Source organism: Verrucomicrobiota bacterium, from assembly GCA_037139415.1.
Lineage (GTDB): Bacteria > Verrucomicrobiota > Verrucomicrobiia > Limisphaerales > Fontisphaeraceae > JBAXGN01.
In genome coordinates this window covers 1-24,825 of sequence record JBAXGN010000046.1, presented here as the reverse complement: position 1 = coordinate 24,825, position 24,825 = coordinate 1, and the positions used below count along the sequence as shown (strand labels likewise).

At 57.3% G+C, this 24,825-nt stretch carries 17 protein-coding genes; 7 read left to right on the top strand and 10 right to left on the bottom strand.

Annotated features, from left to right (window positions below; genetic code table 11):
* Positions 1-56 precede the first annotated feature (56 nt).
* From WCO56_10115 to WCO56_10100, 4 genes are all read right to left on the bottom strand, one after another.
* Entirely contained in the window at positions 57-806 is a 750-nt protein-coding gene (locus tag WCO56_10115) for an exosortase-associated EpsI family protein (GenBank protein MEI7729915.1), read from the bottom strand.
* Positions 803-1,759, bottom strand: coding sequence for an exosortase/archaeosortase family protein (locus WCO56_10110; protein MEI7729914.1), 957 nt, complete (start codon positions 1,757-1,759; stop codon positions 803-805). Before WCO56_10110 ends, WCO56_10115 begins: the two co-directional genes overlap by 4 nt.
* Positions 1,760-1,967: 208 nt before the next feature.
* The gene (gene gdhA / locus WCO56_10105; protein MEI7729913.1) at positions 1,968-3,308 is read right to left on the bottom strand and encodes an NADP-specific glutamate dehydrogenase; all 1,341 of its coding nucleotides are present in this window, start codon (positions 3,306-3,308) and stop codon (positions 1,968-1,970) included.
* Positions 3,309-3,553: 245 nt separating this feature from the next.
* The gene (locus tag WCO56_10100) at positions 3,554-5,503 is read right to left on the bottom strand and encodes a M48 family metallopeptidase (GenBank protein MEI7729912.1); all 1,950 of its coding nucleotides are present in this window, start codon (positions 5,501-5,503) and stop codon (positions 3,554-3,556) included.
* Between the two features lie 238 nt (positions 5,504-5,741).
* Here WCO56_10100 and WCO56_10095 point away from each other — a divergent pair, with 238 nt between their 5' ends.
* The 5 genes from WCO56_10095 to WCO56_10075 all read left to right on the top strand — a co-directional run bounded on the left by WCO56_10095 (position 5,742) and on the right by WCO56_10075 (position 11,853).
* Positions 5,742-5,951: a DUF2892 domain-containing protein gene (locus WCO56_10095; GenBank protein ID MEI7729911.1), complete on the top strand. Its 210-nt coding sequence runs from the start codon at positions 5,742-5,744 to the stop codon at positions 5,949-5,951.
* Positions 5,939-6,106, top strand: a complete 168-nt coding sequence (locus tag WCO56_10090; protein MEI7729910.1) for a DUF6132 family protein — start codon at positions 5,939-5,941, stop codon at positions 6,104-6,106. The genes WCO56_10095 and WCO56_10090 overlap by 13 nt, the downstream gene beginning before the upstream one ends.
* A gap of 102 nt (positions 6,107-6,208) precedes the next feature.
* Positions 6,209-7,243 carry an efflux RND transporter periplasmic adaptor subunit gene (locus WCO56_10085; protein MEI7729909.1) on the top strand — a complete coding sequence of 345 codons (1,035 nt, stop codon included), beginning with the start codon at positions 6,209-6,211 and terminating at the stop codon, positions 7,241-7,243.
* A 6-nt stretch (positions 7,244-7,249) separates the two neighbouring features.
* Positions 7,250-10,579, top strand: coding sequence for an efflux RND transporter permease subunit (locus tag WCO56_10080; GenBank protein ID MEI7729908.1), 3,330 nt, complete (start codon positions 7,250-7,252; stop codon positions 10,577-10,579).
* A 59-nt stretch (positions 10,580-10,638) separates the two neighbouring features.
* Positions 10,639-11,853, top strand: coding sequence for a hypothetical protein (locus WCO56_10075; GenBank protein MEI7729907.1), 1,215 nt, complete (start codon positions 10,639-10,641; stop codon positions 11,851-11,853).
* Positions 11,854-11,928: 75 nt separating this feature from the next.
* Here the strand turns inward: WCO56_10075 and WCO56_10070 are convergent, their stop codons facing one another.
* The 4 genes from WCO56_10070 to WCO56_10055 all read right to left on the bottom strand — a co-directional run bounded on the left by WCO56_10070 (position 11,929) and on the right by WCO56_10055 (position 18,640).
* The gene (locus tag WCO56_10070) at positions 11,929-12,108 is read right to left on the bottom strand and encodes a hypothetical protein (GenBank protein MEI7729906.1); all 180 of its coding nucleotides are present in this window, start codon (positions 12,106-12,108) and stop codon (positions 11,929-11,931) included.
* A 78-nt stretch (positions 12,109-12,186) separates the two neighbouring features.
* Positions 12,187-15,360: a GH116 family glycosyl hydrolase gene (locus WCO56_10065; GenBank protein ID MEI7729905.1), complete on the bottom strand. Its 3,174-nt coding sequence runs from the start codon at positions 15,358-15,360 to the stop codon at positions 12,187-12,189.
* Positions 15,350-16,087: a hypothetical protein gene (locus tag WCO56_10060; protein MEI7729904.1), complete on the bottom strand. Its 738-nt coding sequence runs from the start codon at positions 16,085-16,087 to the stop codon at positions 15,350-15,352. The genes WCO56_10065 and WCO56_10060 overlap by 11 nt, the downstream gene beginning before the upstream one ends.
* Before the next feature lie 12 nt (positions 16,088-16,099).
* Positions 16,100-18,640: a DNA methyltransferase gene (locus WCO56_10055; protein MEI7729903.1), complete on the bottom strand. Its 2,541-nt coding sequence runs from the start codon at positions 18,638-18,640 to the stop codon at positions 16,100-16,102.
* On the opposite strand from WCO56_10055, the gene WCO56_10050 reads away from it, so the two are divergent.
* The gene (locus WCO56_10050; GenBank protein ID MEI7729902.1) at positions 18,551-19,336 is read left to right on the top strand and encodes a hypothetical protein; all 786 of its coding nucleotides are present in this window, start codon (positions 18,551-18,553) and stop codon (positions 19,334-19,336) included. The two genes, WCO56_10055 and WCO56_10050, sit on opposite strands and share 90 nt — an antisense overlap.
* A gap of 396 nt (positions 19,337-19,732) precedes the next feature.
* Positions 19,733-20,257, top strand: coding sequence for a hypothetical protein (locus WCO56_10045; protein ID MEI7729901.1), 525 nt, complete (start codon positions 19,733-19,735; stop codon positions 20,255-20,257).
* A 133-nt stretch (positions 20,258-20,390) separates the two neighbouring features.
* On the opposite strand, the gene WCO56_10040 is transcribed toward WCO56_10045, so the two are convergent.
* Positions 20,391-23,036, bottom strand: coding sequence for a DUF3516 domain-containing protein (locus tag WCO56_10040; GenBank protein MEI7729900.1), 2,646 nt, complete (start codon positions 23,034-23,036; stop codon positions 20,391-20,393).
* Between the two features lie 86 nt (positions 23,037-23,122).
* Positions 23,123-24,628, bottom strand: coding sequence for a carbamoyl-phosphate synthase large subunit (gene carB / locus WCO56_10035; protein ID MEI7729899.1), 1,506 nt, complete (start codon positions 24,626-24,628; stop codon positions 23,123-23,125).
* Positions 24,629-24,825 lie beyond the last annotated feature (197 nt).

Below are 24,825 nucleotides of genomic sequence, written 5' to 3'. Positions count from 1 at the left end.
ATCGTTGTCCGAGAAGACCACTGGTACCACAACGCTTCAAAAAAAGAAAGTCTTATTTAGCGTTTGGTTAGCATGGCGGGAAGGGTGGAATCAAGATGCACTTGCGGCACGATTTCAGCTATAAGCTGTTTCACCCGCGCCAATGTTGACGCCTCCTGTCCCGGCGCATACAACGCTAACATGGACACATAGGCCCACCGTTTGACAGTGCCTTCGCGGATAACCTGCATGGAAGAGGCCCAGTGGTGTTTGGCGGTCTGCGCCACAACTCCATCGTTGCTCACAAACCAATAGAGGTACATCGCCCGAACCGTCATCATTTCCTCTTTGTGCGACACTTGACGCGATAGAAGTAATTGCGTCACCGGCATCTGGTAAGCGCGCGGTTGAGCGATGGGAACCGAGATTTGCCGCGTATCATCGATCGTCCAACCCTGCCCAATCAAACAATACTGGGCTGCATGCATGCTGGTTCGGTCGGCACCCATCAAAACGACACTGGTGTACAACGTTGGTTGATCAGGCCATTCATAGAGCATGCGCCCGAACGTGGTATCAGACGGCAGCATGATCCGTTCCATTTTGGTTACCGGCATGAGTTTGCCTTTGCCACCCAAAACAACCGGTGGCAAATACACGCTGTTGGTACCCACCGGTTTGCCATCTTCGTCTTTCAGCGCTTCCGGTACTACCTTGACTCCCGGCGGCGTCAGGCGATGATGGCCTTTCACATAATCCAGTGTAACGGCGGTCACACCGGCAAATGCCAACACGAGCAACCCGGCCACAATGACTTTGGCGTTCACGCGGGACGGTCCTCCTTAGTGGTCTTATCACGCATCCAGTTGCCAATCAGGAAAACGACGACCATGGCGGGCACGTATGGTATCAGACTCAACCACTCGCTATCATGCACATAATACCCACCGCGTTGACCGAATATTTCCGCCGCAACCACGATCATGAGTAAGCGCACGACGTTCGCCACAATCGCCAATGGTACTGCTAACAGCATCATCATCAGGCGTTTCCACGAACGGTTAAATTGCACTAAACCAAAGACGGTGGTAATGGCCAGCATGGCCGTCAGGCTGCGAATGCCACTGCAAGCCGCCGCCACTTCATAGCTATACCGGCCTTCCGGCTCCAGCAGCCGATTACCCACTTGTAATACCCCGATGCCGAGAATGTGCTGCGCCACCCAAGCAGTGATCTTGGTGGCCAACAACCGCAAGGGCACGGTCAAAGATTCAGATATCGCCGATACCGGAACACAAAAAACGAACATGAAAAATGGAATGAACGCTTGACGCATCCAAGCCCCCCCCCAAAACAGCCCGGTGATCCCATACAACCCCAATACAAAAGCCACCAATGAAATACGGGGCTGTTGCACCATATAGCCCAGAACATGCATCGCGCAACCTAGGATAACCAGTAACAATGCGGGCCAACACACATCCTTTTTCAGCCCGATAATATCGTTGCGTCGCCACCACAATAAGCCAACCACCACAAAGGGGATCAGGTAACCGTGCGCATCATCATCGCTACTTTGGTACACTCCATGCAACCATCGAAACAAACTGTTCGTAGAAACATAACCAAAGGTGGAGTTCCCATAGAAATAAAACAGCGCCAACCATCCCAAAGCTACCACAGAAAAAAAAGCCTTATTCGGGAATGCCTCAAGGAATTCCCGAATTTCTTTCCCGGCAGTCTTCACCGGCTGCTGGATATTTGTTTCGTCACTAGCCATGAACGGTCTCAATATATACACCACACACTCAAACACAATGCAAAAACCCTGCCCGCGTGTTACAACCAGGCTACTTTTGCACTGGTCATGAATCACCACTCGCCGTCAGCTAATTGCTGCAATAGACTGATCAAAAACAAGTTCAGTAAAAAACGGCGGGCGCGGCTGATGTTGCCACCAACCACGCCCACCCTGAAAACTACCGATTTTACACCAGACCTTGATCCAGCATGGCGTCGGCCACTTTGGTAAAGCCGGCAATGTTGGCGCCCATAACGTAGTTACCCGCCTGACCATATTCTGCGGCCGTCTGGGAGGCGTTCTTGTGAATGGTGATCATGATGTTGTGCAGTTTCTGATCCACTTCCTCCCGGCTCCAAGAGAGCCGCATGGAATTCTGCGACATTTCCAAGCCGGATGTGGCCACGCCACCGGCGTTGGCGGCCTTGCCTGGACCGTACAGGATTTTCTTGCCAAGGAATACTTCGACACCCTCCGGTTCCGTGGGCATGTTGGCTCCTTCGGCCACCACAAAACAGCCGTTATTAACCAGTGTTTTGGCATCTTCGCCCGTGACTTCGTTCTGCGTGGCGCTAGGAAACGCGCAATCGCAAGGGATACCCCATGGGCGTTTGCCTTCCACATACTGGGCACCGAATTTATCAGCGTATTCCTTGATGCGCCCCCGGCGGACGTTCTTCAAATCCATCGCCCAAGCCAGTTTTTCCGCGTTGATACCGTCTTTGTCGAAGATGAAGCCGTTGGAATCGGACAGCGTCACCGCCTTGGCACCAAGCTGGTTCAATTTTTCAATGGTATATTGGGCCACGTTGCCGGAGCCAGATACCGTACAGACCTTGCCCTCGAGGTTTTGGTTACGGGTCTTCAGCATTTCCTCGGCGAAATATACTGCACCGTAGCCGGTGGCCTCCGGGCGGATTAGGGAACCGCCCCAGTTCAATCCTTTTCCGGTCAACACGCCGGAGAACTCGTTCTTCAGGCGCTTGTATTGGCCAAACATGAAGCCGATTTCCCGTCCGCCCACGCCAATATCGCCAGCGGGCACGTCGAGGTCCGGACCAATGTGGCGAACCAGTTCCGTCATGAAGGATTGGCAGAAGCGCATCACTTCATTATCCGATTTGCCCTTGGGATCGAAGTCCGAACCGCCCTTGCCGCCACCCATCGGCAGCGTGGTCAGGGAGTTCTTGAAGATTTGTTCAAAGGCCAGGAATTTCAGGATACTGGCGCACACCGTGGGATGGAAACGCAGCCCGCCTTTGTACGGCCCGATGGCGCTGCTGAACTGGATGCGGAAGCCCCGGTTGACTTGCACCTGCCCCTTGTCATCCAGCCAAGGGACCCGGAAGATGATTTGCCGCTCCGGTTCAACAATGCGTTCCAGGATTTTCCCGTCACGATACTTTTTGTGACGTTGAATCGCCGGCTCGATGGATTCGAGTACTTCAGTGACCGCCTGGAAGAATTCAGGTTCGTTACCGTTACGGCGGCGGACGACCTCCAGGGTTTCTTGGATTATGCTGCCCATAATTTGAGCTTTCGTTTTTTTGTGGGTTTGTGATTTCCGGACGCTGTGAATTAGCGACCGGGCGCAATCGGCCAGCAACTGATGGGATGCTGCGAAAATACGTCTTGCTCCCGCAACCGGGGCAGAACTGCTGCTGGCTAATCGCTACATGGCTTTTCCGCAACATCATTGGTCAGCGCGCATTTACGACGCATTCACGTTGCTTGTCAAACTTTTCCTTAAAAATTTTGTATTAAATATATTAATCATTCCGGATGCGTCGTCAGCCAGGGGGGAATGGGGCATTCCAAGGCATCCGCAATCGCCCGCAGCAACTCAATTTCCGCCTCCCGCAGCACCCCATCCGCCGCCACGGTGTGGACGCAGGCATTCAGGATTTGGGAGCGCAGCCCCGGGACAGCCTGCCGACAGCGATCCAAGGCGGCCTCCAGATTCCCCGGATGACACTCTTCCCGGGACAGCAGCGTCAACCCGGCCCAAGCGGCGGGCAGCGCCCGGACGCCAGTCTGAAAGGCGGCCTCCACTTGGGCTGGGCCATCCTGCCCCACCCACGCCAGGGCGGAGACCAACAAGGCTCCTTCACGCAACAGCGCCTTAGGCGCATAATAATGAATCACCCGTTTCGGGGCCGAGCGAAAAGCGGCATCCAAATGCCTTCGTAGCACCTGTTGCAGGGCAAACTCAAAAAGGTCCACCTGTTGGTCGCTCATGATCAACACCGTCAACACCCGTTGAAAACCTTCATATTGGTTGGTGGACATCGTGCGCAGCGCCGGAATGGCCAGATCCACAACGGCCAGCCGGGCTTTCCGGGGCACCGCTTGGATGCTCGGAAACAACGTCCGGACCTCCTGCGTGATGGCCGGAGAAGTCTCCTGTTCCAATTCCAGCCACTGCTTGGTGCGCACCGGTTCGTCGCCATCGCCCAGCAACATCCCATAAACCAGCATCATGGCGCTGAAGGGATCACGCGTCGCGGCGAGCACCGCCGGCGGCAACGCCTCCCGGATGTCCGCTGCCCCTTGCAATTCCAAGCAAATGGGAGCAGCGGCTTGTTGGAAAAACTGTTGCACCGTCACCTTCCCCACCGGTGGCACCGGCAGCATTGGCGGAATGACGGGTGGAATAACGGGTGGAATAGCCGCCACCGCAGACTTACGTGGCAACGGGGGCGGATGGACGGCCGGGCACAGCACGTCAAACAGCGGCGGTTTGGTGATGGCGGGGAACGTGCCAGTGAACGTCGGATCCAACGCCTGAATGCGCTGCACCAGTGGTGGATGCGTCTCAAACCAACTCACCTTCGCATTGCCGAAAAACAAGTGGCTCGCCTCACATGCCTTGGTGGTTTTGATGGTCGCCCCGGACGCCACGGAACCGATTTTCTTCAGCGCCCCAGCCAAACCATCCGGCAGCCGGGTGAACTGCACGGCAGAGGCATCCGCCAGGTACTCCCGCTGCCGCGATACCGCCGCCTGAATCAGATACCCGAAGAACGCCCCCACCGCCCCCACAGCGACGAGCAGCAAACCCAGGAGTTTCAGCGGAATGGTCTCCTTCTCAAATGTAATATCGAACAACAGCACTTTGCCGATCAGGGAAATCCCGAGAATCCCCGCGATCCACCCGATGAGGCGGAAATTCAGGCGCATATCGCCATTTAATATATGGCTGAACTCATGGGCCATCACCCCTTGCAGCTCGGCGCGGGTCAGCCATTGCAAGGCGCCGCGCGTCACTGCCACGACCGCATCGCCGGGGGTGCGCCCTGCCGCAAACGCGTTGATGCCTTCCTCACGCTCCAACACATATACCTGCGGCACCGGCAACCCCGAGGCAATAGACAACTCCTCCACAATATTCAACAACCGGCGTTCATACGGATCACTGGTGCGAGGTGACACCAACCGCCCGCCCAGCGCGACCGCGACCGACGACCCGCCGACGGCCAACTCTTGATGCTTGATCAGGCAACCAATGCCGACGACCAGCAACACGACACCGCCGGTGCCTGCCAACCATGGCCCATTCCAAAATGCGAGCTTATGAGCATGGTTCGCCAACACCAGCGAGGCCGTCAAATACACCGCGCTATAAACCGCCAACACCGTCAACCCGACTGCCAATGTAAAATACATGAGCAACGTCGCGGTCCGCGCTTTCGCTTGCGCCTGCCTGGCAAAAAAATCAGTCATAGCTGCCGTACGTCACTCTATGCTCATCACCAATATCCCGCCACGATAAAAGCATGAAATCAGAATGTTTATGTCGGGATGGATGATGTCAGAAAAGCGGGCGGGCAGCCACAAACACAGTGGCCGATCGCCGCCCGACAGACGCAGGTGGAGCAAGTTGGCAAAAAACAGATAAAAAAGAGATTTGACAATTGTGTATAATCATATACTCATATTAAAAACGTTACGTGATTTTTTTATGAAAATGGAATATGTGATTCGAATTATGGCCGGCACCATGGTGCTGATTGGCACCGCCATCGCCCATTGGGTCTCCCCGTGGGGGCATGCCCTGACCGCCTTTGTCGGCCTGAACCTCATTCAATCCGCCTTCACCGGCTTTTGCCCGGCGGAAAACATCCTGCGCAAACTCGGGATTGGAAAGGATGGTGGCTCATGTTGCCGCTGATTCTTTTTCTTGGCATCGGGGCCGGGTTGGGGTCGTTGCTGGGGTATTACGGCCAATGCAGTTCCGGGACCTGTCCCTTGACTGCCACTTGGTGGCGGGGCGCGCTTTATGGCGGATTCTGGGGCCTCGTGATGTTTGTCACCTCCCGGCGATAACCATTAAAAAATAACATCGTCAGGCTTGCTTGTTTTAACGACGTGGTATATAAACTGCGCTGATTCATAGCGATTTTATGCGCTAATCTTCTAAATGACATTATGAATACCAAAGGTGTTCTTCTGATTGGCATAGTCACCGTCGCATGGGTAAGCGGATGCGGCCGGGAATCTCATGTAGCCACCGAGCCCGCACTACCAACGGCAGCCGTGCGCGTGGCCAAAGCGGAGGGAAAAAACCACCAGGCCGTGGAAGAAGTGGTGGGCACAGTACGCGCCAAGGTGCGCACGCACATTGAGGCCAAAGTTTCCGGGCACATCACCCAATTGCCGGTGGACGCCGGACAAACGGTCAAGGCGGGCGAACTGCTGGCCGAATTGGATGTGCAGGAAATCCGTGCGAAATTGGCGCAGGTCAAGGCGGTGCGACAACAGGCAGACGCCGAGCGCAAGCGTTACAACGAATTGCTGCTGAAGCAGGCGACCACCCCGCAGGAAGCCGAACGTGTCCAAATGCAATTCCTGGTGGCGGAAGCCACCGTGCAGGAAACCGAAGCCATGCTGGGTTATGGTCGGGTGCTGGCGCCCTTTGGCGGTGTCATCACCCGAAAACTGGCTGAAGTGGGCGATCTGGCCGGACCGGGTCGCACCCTGTTGGAACTGGAAGACCCGGCCACCTTGCGCTTCGAGGCAGACGTGCCAGAAGCGCTGTTGTCCCGCATTCAATTGGGTGCAAAAATGCCGGTCCTCCTTTCCACGCTATCTGAACCGCTTCCCGGGCAGGTGGCCGAGGTGGAACCCGTGGCGGATCCCCAAAGCCGCACCTTCCTGGTTAAATTCAGTTTGCCAGCCCATGCCGGACTGCGAGCCGGACTGTTTGGCCGAGTCAGCGTGCCAGTCGGCGAAAGCACCAAGATACGCGTGCCGGACAGCGCAGTAGTTCATCGTGGACAAATGGAATGCGTGTTTGTGACGACAGGCGGTAGAGCCCAATTGCGATTGGTAAAAACCGGGCGTTTGATCAATGGCGAAATCGAGCTGGTATCCGGCTTGGAAGCGGGAGAACTGGTTGTAACGGAGGGGGCGGCGGCGTTGGTGGATGGCCAGCCGTTGACGATCAAAGCCAACGCGCCATAACCCGCCATGAATAGCAACGACACCAAATCGCAAGGGACTCAAAGGCCCAAGGACACGCCATCCGGGCTTGGCGTGGCCGGTCGGGTGGCAAGTTTGTTTATTGATTCCAAGCTCACGCCGTTAATCATCCTTTCCTCCGTGTTGCTGGGGGTAGGCGCCGCTCTGCTGTTGCCGCGCGAGGAGGAACCGCAGATCAAGGTGCCGATGGTGGATGTGATGGTGTCCATGCCCGGCTCCAATGCCCGGGAAGTTGAGGAGCGCGTCACGCGTCCGATGGAAAAATTGTTATGGGAAATCCCGGGCGTTGAGTATGTATATTCCACCTCAAAACCCGGCGAAAGCCTCGTCATTGTACGCTTCAAGGTTGGGGAGGACATCGAGCGCAGCTTGGTAAAGTTGAACCAGAAGCTGCAATCGAATTACGACCGCATCCCGCACGGAGTCTCCGCGCCGCTCATCAAGCAGCGCTCGATTGACGACGTGCCGATTCTCGCGCTGACGTTTCACAGCTCGCGCTACGATCATCTGACCTTGCGGCGACTGGTGGCCCAGGTGGACGATGCGGTCAAACAGGTGCCGCTGGTGGCGGAGACAACCATCATTGGCGGCGCACGACGCCAGGTGCGAGTGCTCCTGGATCCGGCACGGCTGGCTTCCCGCAACCTTAGCGCCGCCGGCCTGATCCCTATGCTGCAACAGGCCAATCGGCAAACCGCCTCCGGGGGGCTTACCAGCGACAATCATGAGGTCGCTGTGGAAACCGGCGCATTTCTAAGCAGCGCGGAGGAAGTCGGCAATGTGGTCGCCGGAGTATTCAACGGCAAGCCGGTTTATCTCCGGGAAGTTTCGACCATTGTGGATGGCGCAGAAGAGCCAACCCAGTATGTGCTGTTTGGCCAAGGCATCGCCAGCGCATCCCTGGCCACCGAACAAAACGCGGTCACGATCACGGTAGCCAAACGCCCTGGCGCCAATGCAATTGACGTGGCGCACGACGTAATGCGAAAGGTGAACGCCCTGAAGGGCCGCCTGATCCCCGCTGACATCACGCTGACCGTGACTCGCCATTACGGTGAAACTGCCTCGGAAAAATCCAATGAGCTGCTGTTCCACATGGGCATCGCGGTGGTCAGTGTCTCGATCCTGATCCTGCTGACCCTGGGCTGGCGCGAGTCCCTGATCGTGGGCATCGCCATTCCCGCGACCCTCGCATTGACATTGCTGGTCTTCTATTTGTACGGCTACACGCTGAACCGCATCACGCTGTTCGCACTGATCTTCTCCATCGGTATCCTGGTGGACGACGCCATTGTGGTGGTGGAAAACATTGTGCGCCACTTCCACCTGCCGCACAACCAGGGCCGCCCTTGGAGTGCAATCGCCATTGAGGCCGTCAACGAAGTCGGGAACCCGACTATTCTCGCCACCTTCGCCGTGATTGCTGCGGTGCTGCCAATGGCATTTGTGGGCGGCCTGATGGGGCCTTACATGCGGCCCATTCCGGTGGGCTCCAGCGCGGCCATGTTGTTCTCGCTGGGGATCGCATTCATTGTCACCCCCTGGGCAGCCGTGCGCATCCTGCGCTGGGGAGCCAGCAAAGTAGCGGCATCCACTTCCGTCAGCACAACTTCCGCCCCGCATTCCCATTTTGAGCATGAGGAGGATTTCTTCACGCGGCTGTACCGGCGGATCATGGGGCCGCTCATTGGGCAGGCAAAGTGGCGCTATGGATTCCTGGGGATCATCACGGCCCTGTTGCTTGCCGTCATGGGCACGGTGTTGCTCGGCTGGGTGAAAGTGAAGATGCTGCCCTTTGACAACAAGAGCGAATTCCAGGTCATCCTGAACATGCCGGAAGGCAGCGCGCTGGAACGCACCGCCCAGGCCGCGCGCGAGATCGCCGCCGTGGTGCGCGGTGAACCGGAAGTGACCGACTACCAGATTTATGTCGGCACCGCCGCCCCCTTCAATTTCAACGGGCTGGTGCGCCATTATTTCATGCGGCGCGGCTCACACGTGGCGGATATCCAGGTGAACCTGGTCAACAAGAGCCAACGCAAGGCCCAGAGTCACGACATCGCCCGGCGGGTGCGCCCGCAAGTCACTGCCATCGCCAACAAATACGGCGCGCGCGTGGCCGTGGCGGAAGTGCCACCCGGCCCGCCGGTGCTGCAAACGCTGGTTGCGGAAATCTATGGCCCCACCGAAGAATCCCGGTTGGCGCTGTCGAAAAAGGTGCGGGAAATCTTCCAGCAAACCGAGGGCGTGGTGGATACCGACTGGTATCTGGAAGCGGACCAGCCCAAAACCCGGTTCATCATTGACAAGGAAAAGGCCGCGTTGAATGGCGTCAGCGCGGAAACCATCTCCCAGACTTTACGGCTGGCGGTGGAAGGACTTTCCGTGGACCTCGTCCACCTGCCGCGTGAGAAGGAAGACGTGGAACTGGTGCTGCACCTGCCGCGCGCCAGTCGCACCACTCCGGAAGAACTCCTGGCGCTGCGCGTACGCTCCGGGGACGGCAACATGCTCGCGGAACCCGGCACCAACAGCAGCGCCTTGATCCCGTTACGGGAACTGGTGCGCATGGAGCAAACCATCACGGACAAGAGCATCTATCACAAAAACTTGATGCAGGTGACTTATGTGATTGGCGATGTGGCGGGCGTCATTGAAAGCCCCGTGTACGCCATCCTGAAAATGAACACAGCGCTGGCCAAAATTGACCCGCGCCAATACGGCGGCACGACGGCGGAGTTAAAAATCTGGAACGCAGTGCAACCCTTCGCCGATACGCAACCATCCATGAAATGGGACGGGGAATGGCACATCACCATCGAGGTATTTCGCGACATGGGCATGGCCTTCGCCGCCGTGCTAATGCTGATCTACGTGCTGATGGTCGGCTGGTTCCGATCCTTCCTGACGCCGTTCATCGTCATGGTGGCAATTCCGTTTTCGCTCGTGGGCATTCTCCCGGCGCACGGACTGATGGGCGCATTCTTCTCGGCCACCTCCATGATTGGCTTCATGGCGGGCGCCGGTATTGTGGTGCGCAATTCCATCATCCTGGTGGACTTCATCGAACAACGCATCGCGGAAGGCATGCCCCTGGCGGAGGCAGTTATTGATGCCGGGGCGGTACGGTTCCGTCCTATGTTACTCACAGCCCTGGCGGTCGTGGTAGGCGCGGGCGTCATTCTGTTTGATCCCATTTTCCAGGGGCTGGCTATCGCCCTGATGGCCGGGGAAATTGCCAGTCTGACCATTAGCCGCATGGCGGTGCCAATACTGTACTACATGGCCTATGCGGGCAAACCCGCGTCCAAATCATAAATCTTGTTCCTGATGGCGGTTTACTGTCAGGATTCTTCCGCAAGAAAACCTTGCGGAATATGCGACGATTACAGTTCCTTTTCGGCAAAGTGGTGATAAGCCTGCTGAGCTGGGCTCTGTCCGGCACAGCCTGCATCGCTGCCCAGACCCAAGCGGAGGAGGCGCAGCCCTTGCCGCTTTCAGCCGTGCGCCGGACCGTCGGCGAAAAGCCCATCACCCTTGGCCCTCCTGAAACCGTGCTTGCCGACCGAGCCTTGGGCTTGCGGTATTTCCCAGATGGGCGGCTGGCGGTGATTCGATCCGGACCAGAGTATCGCGTGCTGGTTTCCGCCGGGGTATCGTCGTTCCTGCTCGAAGGGCCGGAGTATGGAAAATTCACCAAGGCCACCAAGGTACTCGACAAAGGCAAGCCCGGCGCGTTTGACAATGGCTATGCCGGCATCAACGCCGCCGTGCGGGCGAAGACCGGCGAGTTGCTGGCCTTCTACCACGCCGAAGACCAGGAGAACATGGCCAGCGTTGGCAATGGCATCCCCGGTTTCTATTGCAGCGTGGCGCTGGCGGTGTCGTCGGATGACGGTATCACTTTTGAAAAGCGTGGGCCGGTACTGTCCGGGCAGTTGCCGAAAGACCCCAAGGGGCGGGGTGATCAAGGCGTCGGCGAACCATGGGTATTCGCGGAACCGCGCGGTGAATTTCTCTATGCGTATTACACCTCCCACGAACGCGTGGATGGTCGCGGTGTGCAAATCTGCATGGCGCGTTGTCCGGTGAGTGAAGCATCAAAACCGGGTGCATGGATGAAGTATCATTTGGGAAATTTCGACCAACCAGGCTTGGGAGGCAAAGACACTCCGGTCTTGACCAGTGGCCAGCCGGAAGCCGACGCACTATTTCCTCACGTCGTGTTCGTTCTCGCGTTGCGGCAATACATGATGCTGTTCTGCATGAACGTCTGGCGCGAGGCATGCCAAGCGCGGCGCAGCGGCATTTGGGCGGCCTTTTCCGAAGATGGTATTCACTGGCCACGCGAACGGATGCAGCAGGTTTGGCGCGTGCCGGTAATCGCACGGACCGGCTGCGAGGTGGCATGGCATCCGACCTTCATCCCTGATGAAGCCGATGGCCTGCGCGGCTGGCTCTATTACGGCTACAGCGAGAACTGGGGACACGAGCCGCCCCGAAAACCGCATTATCTCGTTCGCCGTCCGATGCGACTCCCAACCGATGCAGGCGCCCCCTTGCGCGATGCACCAGGCAAACCTTCACCGTGATCCTTTGAACAGAAAATACGACACAATGTACCCATTGCTGAAAATGCAGTCCATTAACGCAAATCCAAAGCCCGCCTACTGCCTCTTGGAAGCGATCATGGTAACGACAACCGCAATGACGATGAGCGCGACGAGGCCGATGCCAACGTAGATAAAGAATCGGGGATGCCGTTGCAGGAAGTTAGCGAGAAATTCCTCGGCATTGCTCTCGGACGATGAATAACTTGAATCCTCATCGTCCCTTGGTCGCTTCATGTAATCTCGATCTTGGATACCCATAATAATGCAGGAGTAAATTTGCGTTTATTGCGTAAATAGTGTCACAAACCTATCTCAACTCACCATCACTTCCAGCGTCTCACCCGCTTTAAGCAGGACGTCTGCGTTTAACTGAATCTCCACCCGGTCGCCTTGTTTGGCCAGGGTGCCCTGAATGGTTTTCCCTGCCACAATGATTTTCACTTTGGCGGCAGCAGTATTCGGCGGCAACCCGAGCGCCAGCGTGCGCACGCGCAATTGCCCCCACTTGAGCGCCACCCGTGCCATGGCCGTCCCGTTCTCCAACCATTGCGTGAAGGTCCCCCACCCTTCCGCCGCCGTGAAGGCTGCCTGGAACTTTTCCGGTGTCAGCCGCGGAGCAAAGCCAAGCCGCCCCTGAGGGCCATGATACTCGTAGCCGCACGCGGCCAGGTACACACCGTAGCTGGCCATGGACCGCGCATAGTGATCGCCGCACTCCACCTCGTTCCACGGGTTGCGCCGGGATGCGTGATAACGGTCATGAACGGCACGCGTGATGGCCAGCCCCTCCTGCACCATCCCTTCCCAGATCATATGCCCGGCCACCTGGTACTCGAACCCGTTCATGCATTCGTTGAAATAATAATCGTAACTCACCTTGACGCGCGCAGCCTCGCCCTTCGGCCAGGAACACATCAGCAACCCGGCTTCCCCCGGCATCGCGTACCAGCGGCCCGACTTGTACGCTTCGCGATACGGGCCGACATCCGGCGTGAAATTGTAACGCCACAAGGAGCGCAACGCCGTCTTCACCTTGTCCTCATCCAGGATGCGCCCCAAGTGGACCTGCCACGCCCAGCTTTGGCCGAACACCTGGTCAATCTCGCAGCCGTCATAAGACCCGACGGATTTGGCGTGAGCCGGATCACCCTGTTGAACGAAGTACTCGCCGTTAAACAGTTTCTCCCCGATGTTCCGCCGGCCTTTCTCGAAAATCTCGCGACACTGCCGGGCAAACGCCTCATCGCCCAATTCCTTCGCCATCTCTTCCCCGGCCCGCAACGCGGCGAGATACAAGCCGCTGAGCCAGGCCACCTGCCCCCACCAATCGGCATCCAGCGTGTTATGCTGCGGACCATCCATGATGCCGTCGCCGCCCTCGTCCTTGCTGATCATGAATTCGAGGGACTTCTTCACGCGCGGCCAGATTTTTTTCAGGAACTGGTTGTCGGCACTCGCCTGGTGTTCGCGATACACGCGCAGGATCGTGCCCGACTGGCCATCCACCGCCCAGTGGTTGTTGTGCTCGGCGCGAAACCGGATGCGCCCGGTCTCTTCCTCGAACCCGGTGCCATAATCCGTCAACTCGCGCAGGCTGCGTTCAAGTTGCGGAAAGAGGCGGCCCATGGCGTGGGCGTAATGCCAGACGTGCGTGCAGGTGCCAGGGCAGCAACCAACGCCTTCCCAGCCATAAAAACGGTTGTCCTGGAACCAGTGCGACGTGGAGGTGGCCAGGATGGAGGTGTTGAGAAACGTGCGATCCAGGAACCAATACGGCAGCGTCGAATCGTACCAGGTGTCGTGCCAGAGTCGCGTCTGGCTGGCGAGCAATTCCAGGTTCCGGGCCAGGTATTCGACCACGGCCACCGCTGAATTGAAGCGGACGGCGTAATGCCGGACCGGCGTGGCTTTCAAGCCCTTGATCTTGTCGTTCGGGAAATGCCACGTGACCAGGAACGTCACGGTGCCCGATTGCCCCGGTGCCAGGGACAGCTTGCGCGTGAGCGAGCCGACCAGTTTGTGCCCGGCCGGTTTGGAGGCCAGCGCATCGGAAACGATTGCGCTTTTTGAAAACAGACCGGAAGGCACCGGCGTTTCCGGCAACGACGTGACGGCCAGATCATCCGGTTTGGGATCCAGCAACGCCAACCCCATCGTGCCGAAATCCGATTCCTCGGCCAGCGTCCCCGCCGCCTCGCCGGATTGATCCGTGAACACGATGTAATCTATGCCAATGTTGCCCCAGGCCCCCGTTTCGTTGTCCACCAGTTGAATCTTTGCCACCTTGCCCTCCCACTTGCGCACGTTCCAACTGGCCGGGCTCATCTTATTGTCACTCGCGCCAGTGGTGGAGAGGACGACCTTGTCATCCACTAGCAGGTTCACACAGGTCTTGCCTTTGTGCGATCCGCCGCCAACGAGGAAGGTGATGTAATGGCGTTCAATGGTAAACGGTTTGCTGGTGAGCGTACCGGTGGCACCGTCTTTCCCGCCAGTATTGTTGCCAGGCGCGGCGGCATGCGAATTCACCACGTGCGTGCCGTGCATGCCCAGCTCCCCTTGGTAACCGGGCACCTTGCTCTTCTCAACCGGGCCGGTGCCAAACGCCGTGCCCGTCGCAATCCAACTCTCGTAGGTCTCCCGTTCGAAATCATCGAACACAATCTCTGGCCGCTTGGGCGCGCTCTTCTCCATCGGGGCCGCTTCTGCGGAAGCTTCGAGGAACACGTATTGGTCGCGTTTCACCACCCGGTTACGCCGCACGATGTCCCGCGTCTCGCTGCTGTACAGGCACACGGCATTCTCCAGCCAACCGGCCAGCTCCGCCTCCAACGGCTGCGCGCTGGTATTCTTGACCGTGAACCGCATGACCGTAGCTGGCAGATTCGAATCCTCGGGATTAAGCGGAATGAACGGCGAGAACGCCTCCAGAGATACGCTCGCCGGCGATTCCGGATCGCGATACTCCACATAACCAATGGGATATTCTCCCGTGAACGACACGTCGCTCCACCCAGTGCCGTCCAGCGGACGCAACTGCGACTTACCTCCCGCCGACACCAACAACGCGAACCCCTGATCCAATGGCGACGAGGGCTTTAGCGGATTGCGATAATGGCTATCGCCCGTCCCGATATGTTTATTGAAGATATCCCAATGCCACAGCTTGCCATCGCCGCCCAGGTAGAGTTGCCCGGCGCAAATCCCGCCCACCGGCATCCCGATCTTTTCCAACTCCGCCCCGCGATAGACCGTACGGGTCCCGCGTTCAAACAGGGACTTCACCCATTCCGGCGCCAGTTTCTTATCGGCGGGGACCAGTTTCTCAAACTCTTTCGGATCAAACGGCCCGGCCATGGCCCGCCAAGGTGCGTACGCCAACACTGCCGAACCGAGGCCAATGGTTTTCAGGAAATCGCGACGTTCCAGGGCGTTCCTTGGGTGAGGGGCATTTGCCTCGCCGTTAGTTGAAGGGTTATGTTTCATAGGATTGTTTTATCAATTCGACTGCTTCCGTCAGATGTGCGGTGTGTTTTGCTCCTGCGGCTTCCAAATGCTCAAAGTGGGGATGTTTGAAGATGGGCGATTGGACGGGCGCTGTTCCAGCGTCATCCCCAGCCAAGTCCTTCAGCGCACCGGCAGCGGCGGCGACCACGCCATTCATCTGATCCAATTCCACACGCAAGGTCTTGAGCGAACGACGCGGCCAATACTCGCCCTCGTCGTTAATGACCACTCGCATCCCCAATGATCGAGCCTCCACCAACAGATCAATCACCGCGCAATGGCAGCGTTGGAAATACTCCCAACCGTGCAAGCTGGCATATTGCGTCTTGCAGAAACCGTGCAACCGCCAGCCTTTGAGCCGTGTGCGCGCCCATTTGCCTCCCAGCAACACCTCCTGCGGATACTGGCACAACCCCAGCCAAAGCGGTTCGCAATCTTTGCCCACGCTGACCGGGAATATCCAACCCGCCCGCGGCATAATTTCAGCTTGATACTCGCGAGTGGGATGGTGCGGATCACGGCGGAACATCCATTCCCGCGCCCAACGCAGGGATTTGCGATCGTCGCCCAGCGGATGCACCATATCCACTCGCCCGCGCTGCTTGAAGCCGAAGGCACGGCGGCGCATTCGGAGGACGATTTCACGCGCCCCCGCTGCATCGGTGGTCTCGGGGGCAAACAATGTATAATGAATGGTCAGGCCCATAAGTTTGCCTCGTTATATCAGTTCATCATCCGCTTTCTCACGGGATGTTTTGGTTTTTTTGGTTTTAGCCAGTTTTTCCTCTTGGGCGGCACGTTCCAAGTTCAGCGCCAGCAACCGTTCCAGGATTTGTTCATCGGTCAAGTCGGCGGGCCAGCCGTAGGCGGCGGCGACGACGGCGTCCAGTTTCTTATGGGCCAGATCGAGCCACATGGGACGTTCGTTATAGAGATTGGTCAGCGTGCGTTTCTTGAGTTTGGCGGCGCATTCGGCGTCGAGCGGTTCCAAACGCGGATAACGCACGGTGCCGATTTGGAAGGTGCCGCAATCCCGAACGGTACTGCGGTCAATATAGCGATCCCAGGGACCGTCCACCGTGCCTGGGAATTGGAGCACACGGGTCTCCGTCCATTCCGGCGGGTTGAGCCAGCGTTCGCGCAAATCGTTGAGTTCCTTGGCGGCGGCGGCAATCGCGGCGCGATGCCCCTCGGGCGTGGTGGGCGGACCGCCGTAAGGTGACGCATCTTCTTTTACCTCGTAGAATCGGGTCGTCATCACAGTGTCCCAGCCACCATTCGCCGCTAGCGGCTCCGGAGCGGGGAGAGCTGATGCCTGCAAATCATCCGGGAATGGAAAGGGAAACGTCTCGAAGCAGGTTGTGGGTGTGTAGCGAGGACGATCTTCTAACTGGGTACCGAGTTTCAAACTCCAAATCTCGTGGATGCGTGAATGAATAACACCGAAAAAGAAATCATCTGAGCGAGCAAAAACGATAAGTGCTTTATCTGGCAAAATTCCGGCGTTTAACCATGTAAACGTTGTGTGTTTAGTGTGTGCTGAGATTGCCATAAACCTATGACATGTTGAAATCGCAGAACGCATCGCTGGTTGGCCATCTCCATGCTTCCACCAATTAATACGCCGAACATCGCGTGGATTTAGATCCCTTTCTGGTTTGACGTTCTCAATAACATATTTGAAAGGTATTTCATAGGGTGCTGCCTGTTGGACTGGTGTATATAATCCAAAATCAATAATCCAAATACCTCTTGGACGTCTTGTTAAATCGATGCCATTACAAAGCGGCACCAAAACATCACTGTTTGGGCGAGCATGTGGATTCGGAAGATCAAGCCATTCGATTGCAAGTGTTTCTGAAATATCGAAAGCCCCTATTTTTTGAGACCCTTGGAAACTAATCCCATGATTTGCATGAAGCGCAACAGCGAATGTAATATCTATTTTTGAGGTCAGGTTTGCATTTATTTCCGGCACTGGTTTTGAATCAAGAATTCGTATTGTCTCTTTACCATCGTCAAACCCAATCATACTGACATTTACGGACGCGCCTGCAAGAATCCATGGACGATCACTCTCAGCAAAGAAAATATTCCCATCATTTTTTATTCGTTTTAAGACTTCACGGTTGGCGCCTCCACGAATGGATTGTGTTGCAAGAAGTCCTGCACGGTTGCATTTATTGTTTTTGATTTGCTCGCGCGACTTTTCAAACCAATAACAACATAGATCAGCAAATCCAGGTAACCGGCCATCAAAAATTCGCCAAAGCTCTTTTTGGTATTGCAGGCCAAGCTCTTCTTTTATTTCGCTGCCACCAAGAAATGGAGGATTCCCCACAATCACATCGCACTCCGGCCATTCGCGTTCGGTGTAGAACTTCAAATTATCATCGCCCACGTGTTCGCCGGCCTGGGCTTCCTTTAGCGTCTTGGCTTTGTTGCGGAAGTGCGGCACTAGCAGCGCGTCTTCGTTTTGGAAGCCGTCGAGATTTTGCAATACCGGTGTCCGATCATTGAGAAAACCGTTATCGCGCCGCCATTGCAGGAAACCGATCTGGACGGAGACCTGCGCCAGTTCATACGCATAGGGATTGATCTCGATGGCGCGGAGTTGCTGCACGCTGACTTCCGGATCAATGCGCCAGCCGAGTTGCGTGGCAAAGGTGATGACCTCCTTTTCCAGGCCCAGCAGCATTTGCAGCGCCACGTAGAGGAAGTTACCGCTGCCGCAGGCGGGGTCGAGCACCACGGTGTCGCGCAGCTTTTTGAGAAAGCCATCCAGTTTGCGGCGTTGCTCCGGGCTCCCTTTGCCTTTGGCAAAAGCGGCGGTGAGTTCGCCCTTGAGTGCGGACCATTCGCGGCGCAGCGGGGCCATGAGCACCGGCTCCACCAGCATTTTAATATCGCCCTCGCTGGTGTAGTGCGCGCCCAACTGCGAGCGCTGCTCCGGCTCCAGGGCGCGTTCAAAGAGCGTGCCCATGATGCTCGGTTGAATGAACTGCCAATCGGCCTCCCCGGCCTCGGCCAGCTTCTTGAGTTCTTCCTCCGTCAGTTCAAACACGGAGGAGTCTTCAAACAGGTGCCCGTTGAAATGGCGGATTTTATCTTTGCCAAACACGCCGCCCCTGGCCATGACGGCGAACAGGCTTTCGAGGCTTATGGCCAAGTGATGCAAATCATCCAGCCCGCATTTCAGCACCTCCGTGAACAGATTCTTGGGCAGCAGCCCGGTATCCTCGGCAAAAAAGCAGAACACGATGCGATTGAGGAAACGGGCGATGCGCAGGTTTTTGCGCTGCGCAAAGTTGGCTTCGGCCCGCGTTTTGGCATCGGTCAATTCCTCGGCCTCCCGTTTTTGCAGGGATTTGGCCACCTCGGCAATGGTCTGCGCCAGTTTCTCAGTGACCTGCGCGGTGGTGCGCTGGGGTTTGAGGAATTCGGGATTTTCAAACACGGCCCGCAGAATCCGCCAGTTCTCAGGGCGGTCAATCTGGTCGTTGGTGAACTCGTGGGGTTCCTGGACCGTGCCGTTGAAATTGGTCTTGATGATATACCGGTTGAAATCACACACCACCAACAAAGGCGGATTAAAGAGCGCCTCCCGGTACCGCTGGAGTTGTTGGTACGCTTCATCCAGATTCTTCTTCTTGCCCTTGTATTCCCAGCCGAAGCAATCCTTTTTCCACACATCGGCAAACCCGCGTTCAGTAGGGTCACCGCAATCTGGCGATTCAATATTGAACAACTCGGCGTCCTTGATGACGCGCTTCTGGAAACAGAAAAAATCATTGCCGGTCGGATCGGCCTCCACTGGGGTCTTGTGGCCCAACAAACGACAAAGGTCGTTGAAATGCTCCACGTAACCGGAGGATTCCTTGCCCTGGTAGCGGGCCCATTTCTTTTTAAACTCGGCGATTGTCATTTTAGAAAGGCGGTAATGCCGCAAAATTAACAGGCTTGCGGATTCCACCTTTCCCTTCGTTGGCAAAGGCGCTTGCCCACTCTCGGACTTCATTCCATGAAAACGGCATGGGCAAACCATACCAAACGGGGCGGCGCGGTCAATGGGAAGTCATCCACCTCAATTCATCCACCAGCAACAATTTATCCATAATCACGCCGGTTCCCCGCCTACCCAATACGGGTTGCGGCAGATCGTGAACCGGGATATCCGCCATCAACGTGGTATCACCGACCGCCCATGGTTCCGCTCCTGCACGCCGCTGTTTACGGTGTCTGTATTGCCCAACCACCTTCAGGGTTGCCCGGTCACGGGAGACGGGGTTATGCCTGTGAGGCTGAATTTAAGCACTGGCGGCCAGTGAAAAGATGTGGTTAGTTGGGGCGGATGTCACTGAATGAATGGAATCCGGTAACCAAAGGACGGCTGATTCTCTTCGGCCTGGGTATCCTGTCGCTATTTTACCTGCTCTGGCGGGCCGGGGATGAAGGCTTGCCCCTTTTGGATCACGCCAACCTGGTGTTTCATGAAGCCGGGCATCCGGTGATTGGGATTTTCAGTAGTCGGCTGGAACCTTATGGCGGCACCTTCGGCCAGTTGTGCTTCCCTATCGTGTTGGCGATTACTTTCTGGCGGAAACAACAACCGATTTCTTATGCGATCGCGCTCGTGTGGTTTTTTGAAAACTTTATTGGCATTGCTCGCTATATGGCGGATTCCCGTGCCTTGTTGCTGCCATTGGTGGGCGGCGGCGGCCATGATTGGAATCACATCTTTTTCAGTTGGGGAATCCTCTCCTATGATACCCGGATTGCCGCCGCAGTGAAAATCATGGGCTGGCTTGGCATGAGCGGGATCAGCCTGTGGGTGCTGTGGCGCGGCTGGCTGGATCGGCACCGTGCCGTCAGTTGAGAGGTCAAAACGTTTTGGTCTTTAGCCAATCCCAATAACCCTGCCAACGGGCACCGTAAACGTTCGCCGCCTTTTTTCCATCCTGCGTGCCGACCGTTGGCCTGAGTGGCGTACTCCTGCCATGTTCCTTCTGTCAACCGAGGCTGCCCAGCTTGATTAACCGCAGTACTGGTGCGCCAGCGGCGCGTGATTGAGCCAGATCCACGGTAAATTCCGCCACCCAATCGTTGTGCCCCTCGGGATCCACCAGCATTTGTTGAACGTGCCAGGCGCTTTTGTCTTCGGAAGGTGTCACGTAGGTGTGGCGTGCATTGCGCGCGTTGGGGTCCAGACAAAGCTGTTGATGCTCGGCGAAGTATTGGTCCATGGCCGTCGCCAGGCGGGCGACCGTCCATGGTTCACCTGGTGGTTCCGGCGCGGTTAATTGCCCCAGCGCCAGTTCGTATTCGCCGACGGCGAGTCCGCGCAAGAACGTAAAGACAGTGTTGCGGATGAGGGCCGTGAACGCCTTGGTGTCGCGGGTGATGTCGGCGGCGGCGGCTTCTGCGCCCGGCGGCCGCGCCTCGGGTTGCGGCGCGAGCGGCTGGTAGTTGGGATTCCGCATTTTTTCCCACTCATCAAGCAGGCTGGAATCCACCTGGCGGATCATGGTGTACAGGTACAGTTCCATTTCCCGCAGGGTATCCGTCTTGGCGGCGTCCGGCACGGTTTGCGCCAGGACCTTGTGAACGCTGGACAAGTACCGCAGGAGCACGCCCTCGGCGCGTTGCAACTCGTAATCCTTTATGTAATCGGCAAAGGTGCGGAATTGCTCGAACATCTCCCGGGCAATGGATTTGGGACGGATATTTTCCTGGCCCACCCAGGGATGTTTGGCGGCGAACGCGTTGAAGGTGGCGTAAATAAACTCCCGCTTCGGCTTGGGGTATTCGCACTTTTCCAACTCCTCCATGCGCGCGTCATATTCCACGCCCTGCTGCTTCATCTCAGCCATCTTGTGATCCTTCACCCGGTTGAGTTGCTTGCGCAAAATAACGTCTGGGTCTTCCAGAATGGATTCGACGAGGGTGAGCAGATCGAGTTCAAAATTATCGGTGGACGGCGCGGGTGGCTCCGACGGGACGGGCGTGGTCTCACCGGGTGCCTGATTCGTAGCGGGTGGCACAGCGGCGGTGTCCGGGTTGGCCGTGGACGGCGTGGTTAAAAACGGAATCGTGTCGAGCAGGTAGAGCGACAGAGTTTGATCCATCGAAAAATCATCCTGCAACGCGACATTGACGCGCAGGTGCGCGCCCGCCTCGGTGCGGGGAATGAACTCGATGATCCGGCGTTCCACCAGCGAGCGAAACAACTGCCAGGCGCGCTGGCGGTGCACAGCCCTGGCTTTGGGGGCATCATGGCAGCATTTTATGAGCCGCTGCATCGCCCGGCAACCGTCGCCCTCGCGGCTGAGCATGTTGAGCAACATGGCGTGCGTGACCTGAAAACGCGAGGTCAACCGCTCCGGCGGCGCGGTGATGAGCCGGCGAAAGGTGTTCTTGTCCCAGTTGACAAAGTTCTGTTCCGGCGGCCGGCGTTTGACAAACTTCTTGCCGTCGCGCGCGGATTTTTCCTCGAGCTTCAAATTTTCCACCACATGCTCGGGCGCCTGTACCACCACCCAGCCCTTGTCATCGAACCCCTTGCGTCCGGCGCGTCCGCCAATCTGATGGAAATCCCGCGCGCTGAGAATGCCGGTCTTTTGGCCGTCATACTTGCAGAGCCTTGAGAAGAGCACGGTGCGGATGGGGACGTTGATGCCGACCCCCAGGGTGTCCGTGCCGCAGATCACTTTGAGCAGGCCCTTTTGCGCGAGTTGTTCCACCAGTACGCGATACTTTGGCAACAGTCCGGCATGATGCAGGCCAATGCCGTGCCGCAGCCATTTCTTCAAATCCGGTCCATACGGGCTGGTGAACTTGAAACCTTCCAGCGCGGCGGCCAGGGCGTTCTTTTCCTCGCGAGTGCAGACATTGATGCTGGTGAAATCCTGCGCGCTTTGGGCGGCTTCGAGTTGCGTAAAATGCACCACATAGACGGGACTACGCCCATTGGATACCAGGATTTCCAACGTTTGCGCCAGCGGCGTTTCCGCATATGAGTATTCCAGCGGCACCGGACGATCCACGGATTGAATCGCCACCGTGGTTTTGCCAGTCAACCGCGTCAACTCTTCTTCGAAGAAGGCGGTGTCTCCCAACGTGGCGGACATCAGCAGGAACCGCGACTGCGGCAGCGTCAACAACGGTATCTGCCAGGCCCCGCCGCGCTCGCGGTCCGCGTAATAATGAAACTCGTCCATGACGACATCCAGGAAGGGCGCTTTCTCCCCCTGGCGCAGCGCAATGTTGGCCAGGATTTCCGCCGTGCAGCACAGGATGGGTGCGTCCCGGTTCACCGAGGCATCCCCGGTGCTGAGCCCGACATTTTCGGGTCCAAACTCGCGGCACAACGCCAGCCACTTTTCATTGACCAGCGCCTTGATCGGGCACGTGTACACCGAGCGCCGGCCCTGGGCAATCGCCTTGAAATGCAACGCCGCCGCCACCAGCGATTTGCCGGAACCAGTGGGGGTGTTCAGGATGACGTTCTTTTCCTCGAACAATTCGAGCAGGGCGGCTTCCTGGGCGGGATACAGCGTCAGCCCCCGGCCTTCCGCATACTCCAGGAACCGCCCCAGCAACAGGTCGTTGCCGGGACACTCGTCGCGCGGTAGAAGATCGTAAAGTTTATCAGCCACACCGCGACTCTACCGTCGTCATACGAATAGGAAAGGCGGAAATAGGGAGCTAACTCATACTGGACAACATCGGCTTTGCCCGTTCCCTACTGTTTTTCGGCGGCCAGCACTTCCTCGAAATCCACGATTTCTTTGAGCTGCGTCAGGAACCAACGGTCAATCTTGGTCAGCTCAAAAATTTCTTCGAGCGTGAAGCCCGCCCGCAGGGCGTGACGCAAAAAGAAAATGCGCTCGGCGTTTGGCACGCTGAGTTTGCGCGTGATGACATCGCGCGGGAGAATATCCCGGTCGCCGTACACCTCGGTGCCAATGCGCCATGGCTTGCCGTCGCCGCCCAGGCCGGAGCGCCCGATTTCCAGCGAACGCAGCGCCTTTTGCAGAGACTCCTTGAAGGTGCGCCCAATGGCCATGGCCTCGCCCACGGATTTCATCTGGGTATTGAGGGTGGGATCGGCCTGCGGAAATTTCTCGAAGGCAAACCGCGGCACCTTGGTGACCACGTAATCAATGGTCGGCTCAAAGCTGGCCGGGGTCTCGCGGGTGATGTCGTTGCGGATTTCGTCGAGCAGGTAGCCCACGGCGAGCTTGGCGGCAATCTTGGCAATCGGGAAGCCGGTGGCTTTTGAGGCCAGCGCCGAAGAGCGCGACACCCGCGGATTCATCTCAATGATCGTCATGCGCCCGTTGTCCGGGTTCACCGCAAACTGGATGTTCGATCCGCCGGTTTCCACGCCTACCGCGCGAATGACCGCGAACGAGGCATCGCGCATGATCTGGTACTCTTTGTCCGTCAGCGTCTGGACCGGCGCCACGGTGATGGAGTCGCCGGTGTGGATGCCCATGGGATCAAAATTTTCGATGGAGCAGATGATGACGCAGTTATCCGCCTTGTCGCGCATCACTTCCATTTCGAATTCCTTCCAGCCGAGCAGGGATTCCTCGACGAGGATTTCGGTCACCGGCGAAAGGTCGAGCCCGCGCTTGGTAATTTCCTCGAATTCCTCGCGGTTATACGCAATACCGCCGCCGGTGCCACCCAGGGTGTACGCGGGTCGGATGATAACCGGAAACCGGCCAATCCTCTCCGCCACCGTGCGGGCCTCGTCCAAGGTATGGGCGGTGCCGCTGACAGGCACATCCAACCCGATGGAAATCATCAAATCCTTGAAGACCTGACGGTCTTCGCCTCGTTCAATGGCGTGCGCGTTGGCGCCGATCATTTCGATGCCGTGCCGCTCCAATGCGCCGTTGCGGTGAAGGGACATGGCGGTGTTGAGGGCGGTCTGTCCGCCGAGGGTGGGCAGCAGCACCAGTTTGCCCTGGGCACCCATGGCCGCCATCGTCGCTTTCTCGCGGACAATGATCTTCTCCACGCACTCCGGCGTAATCGGCTCAATATAGGTGCGGTCGGCAAATTCCGGGTCCGTCATGATGGTGGCCGGATTGGAGTTGATCAGGATGACGCGGTACCCCTCTTCGCGGAGGGCCTTGCACGCCTGGGTACCGGAATAATCAAACTCACAAGCCTGCCCAATGATGATTGGGCCGGAACCGACGATCAGAATCGAATGTATGTCCGTGCGCTTCGGCATAAAACCGAGCGACTTAAACCCATTTTGGCCCGCTTGTCATCCCCTTTCTGCGAGGATTTTGAAACCGGCTCTTGCCAGGCCGGTAAAATGAGGGTTAATTCATGAACATGAATGCGACGACGTTGTTGGCCTCAGTGACTGAGGCGCTAGCAGCCTGTCGGACTTAGAAAAGCAGTTTTTTTAAGAAGCCCGGACAT

What these genes read in the sequence shown, in the direction of transcription:
- WCO56_10045 (MEI7729901.1), top strand. Translation starts at nt 19,733, where the DNA reads ATGTCACTGAATGAATGGAATCCGGTAACCAAAGGACGGCTGATTCTC.
- WCO56_10060 (MEI7729904.1), bottom strand. Translation starts at nt 16,087, where the DNA reads ATGGGCCTGACCATTCATTATACATTGTTTGCCCCCGAGACCACCGAT.
- WCO56_10090 (MEI7729910.1), top strand. Translation starts at nt 5,939, where the DNA reads ATGTTGCCGCTGATTCTTTTTCTTGGCATCGGGGCCGGGTTGGGGTCG.
- WCO56_10095 (MEI7729911.1), top strand. Translation starts at nt 5,742, where the DNA reads ATGAAAATGGAATATGTGATTCGAATTATGGCCGGCACCATGGTGCTG.
- WCO56_10080 (MEI7729908.1), top strand. Translation starts at nt 7,250, where the DNA reads ATGAATAGCAACGACACCAAATCGCAAGGGACTCAAAGGCCCAAGGAC.
- WCO56_10085 (MEI7729909.1), top strand. Translation starts at nt 6,209, where the DNA reads ATGAATACCAAAGGTGTTCTTCTGATTGGCATAGTCACCGTCGCATGG.
- WCO56_10070 (MEI7729906.1), bottom strand. Translation starts at nt 12,108, where the DNA reads ATGAAGCGACCAAGGGACGATGAGGATTCAAGTTATTCATCGTCCGAG.
- WCO56_10065 (MEI7729905.1), bottom strand. Translation starts at nt 15,360, where the DNA reads ATGAAACATAACCCTTCAACTAACGGCGAGGCAAATGCCCCTCACCCA.
- WCO56_10075 (MEI7729907.1), top strand. Translation starts at nt 10,639, where the DNA reads ATGCGACGATTACAGTTCCTTTTCGGCAAAGTGGTGATAAGCCTGCTG.
- WCO56_10110 (MEI7729914.1), bottom strand. Translation starts at nt 1,759, where the DNA reads ATGGCTAGTGACGAAACAAATATCCAGCAGCCGGTGAAGACTGCCGGG.
- carB (MEI7729899.1), bottom strand. Translation starts at nt 24,628, where the DNA reads ATGCCGAAGCGCACGGACATACATTCGATTCTGATCGTCGGTTCCGGC.
- WCO56_10100 (MEI7729912.1), bottom strand. Translation starts at nt 5,503, where the DNA reads ATGACTGATTTTTTTGCCAGGCAGGCGCAAGCGAAAGCGCGGACCGCG.
- gdhA (MEI7729913.1), bottom strand. Translation starts at nt 3,308, where the DNA reads ATGGGCAGCATAATCCAAGAAACCCTGGAGGTCGTCCGCCGCCGTAAC.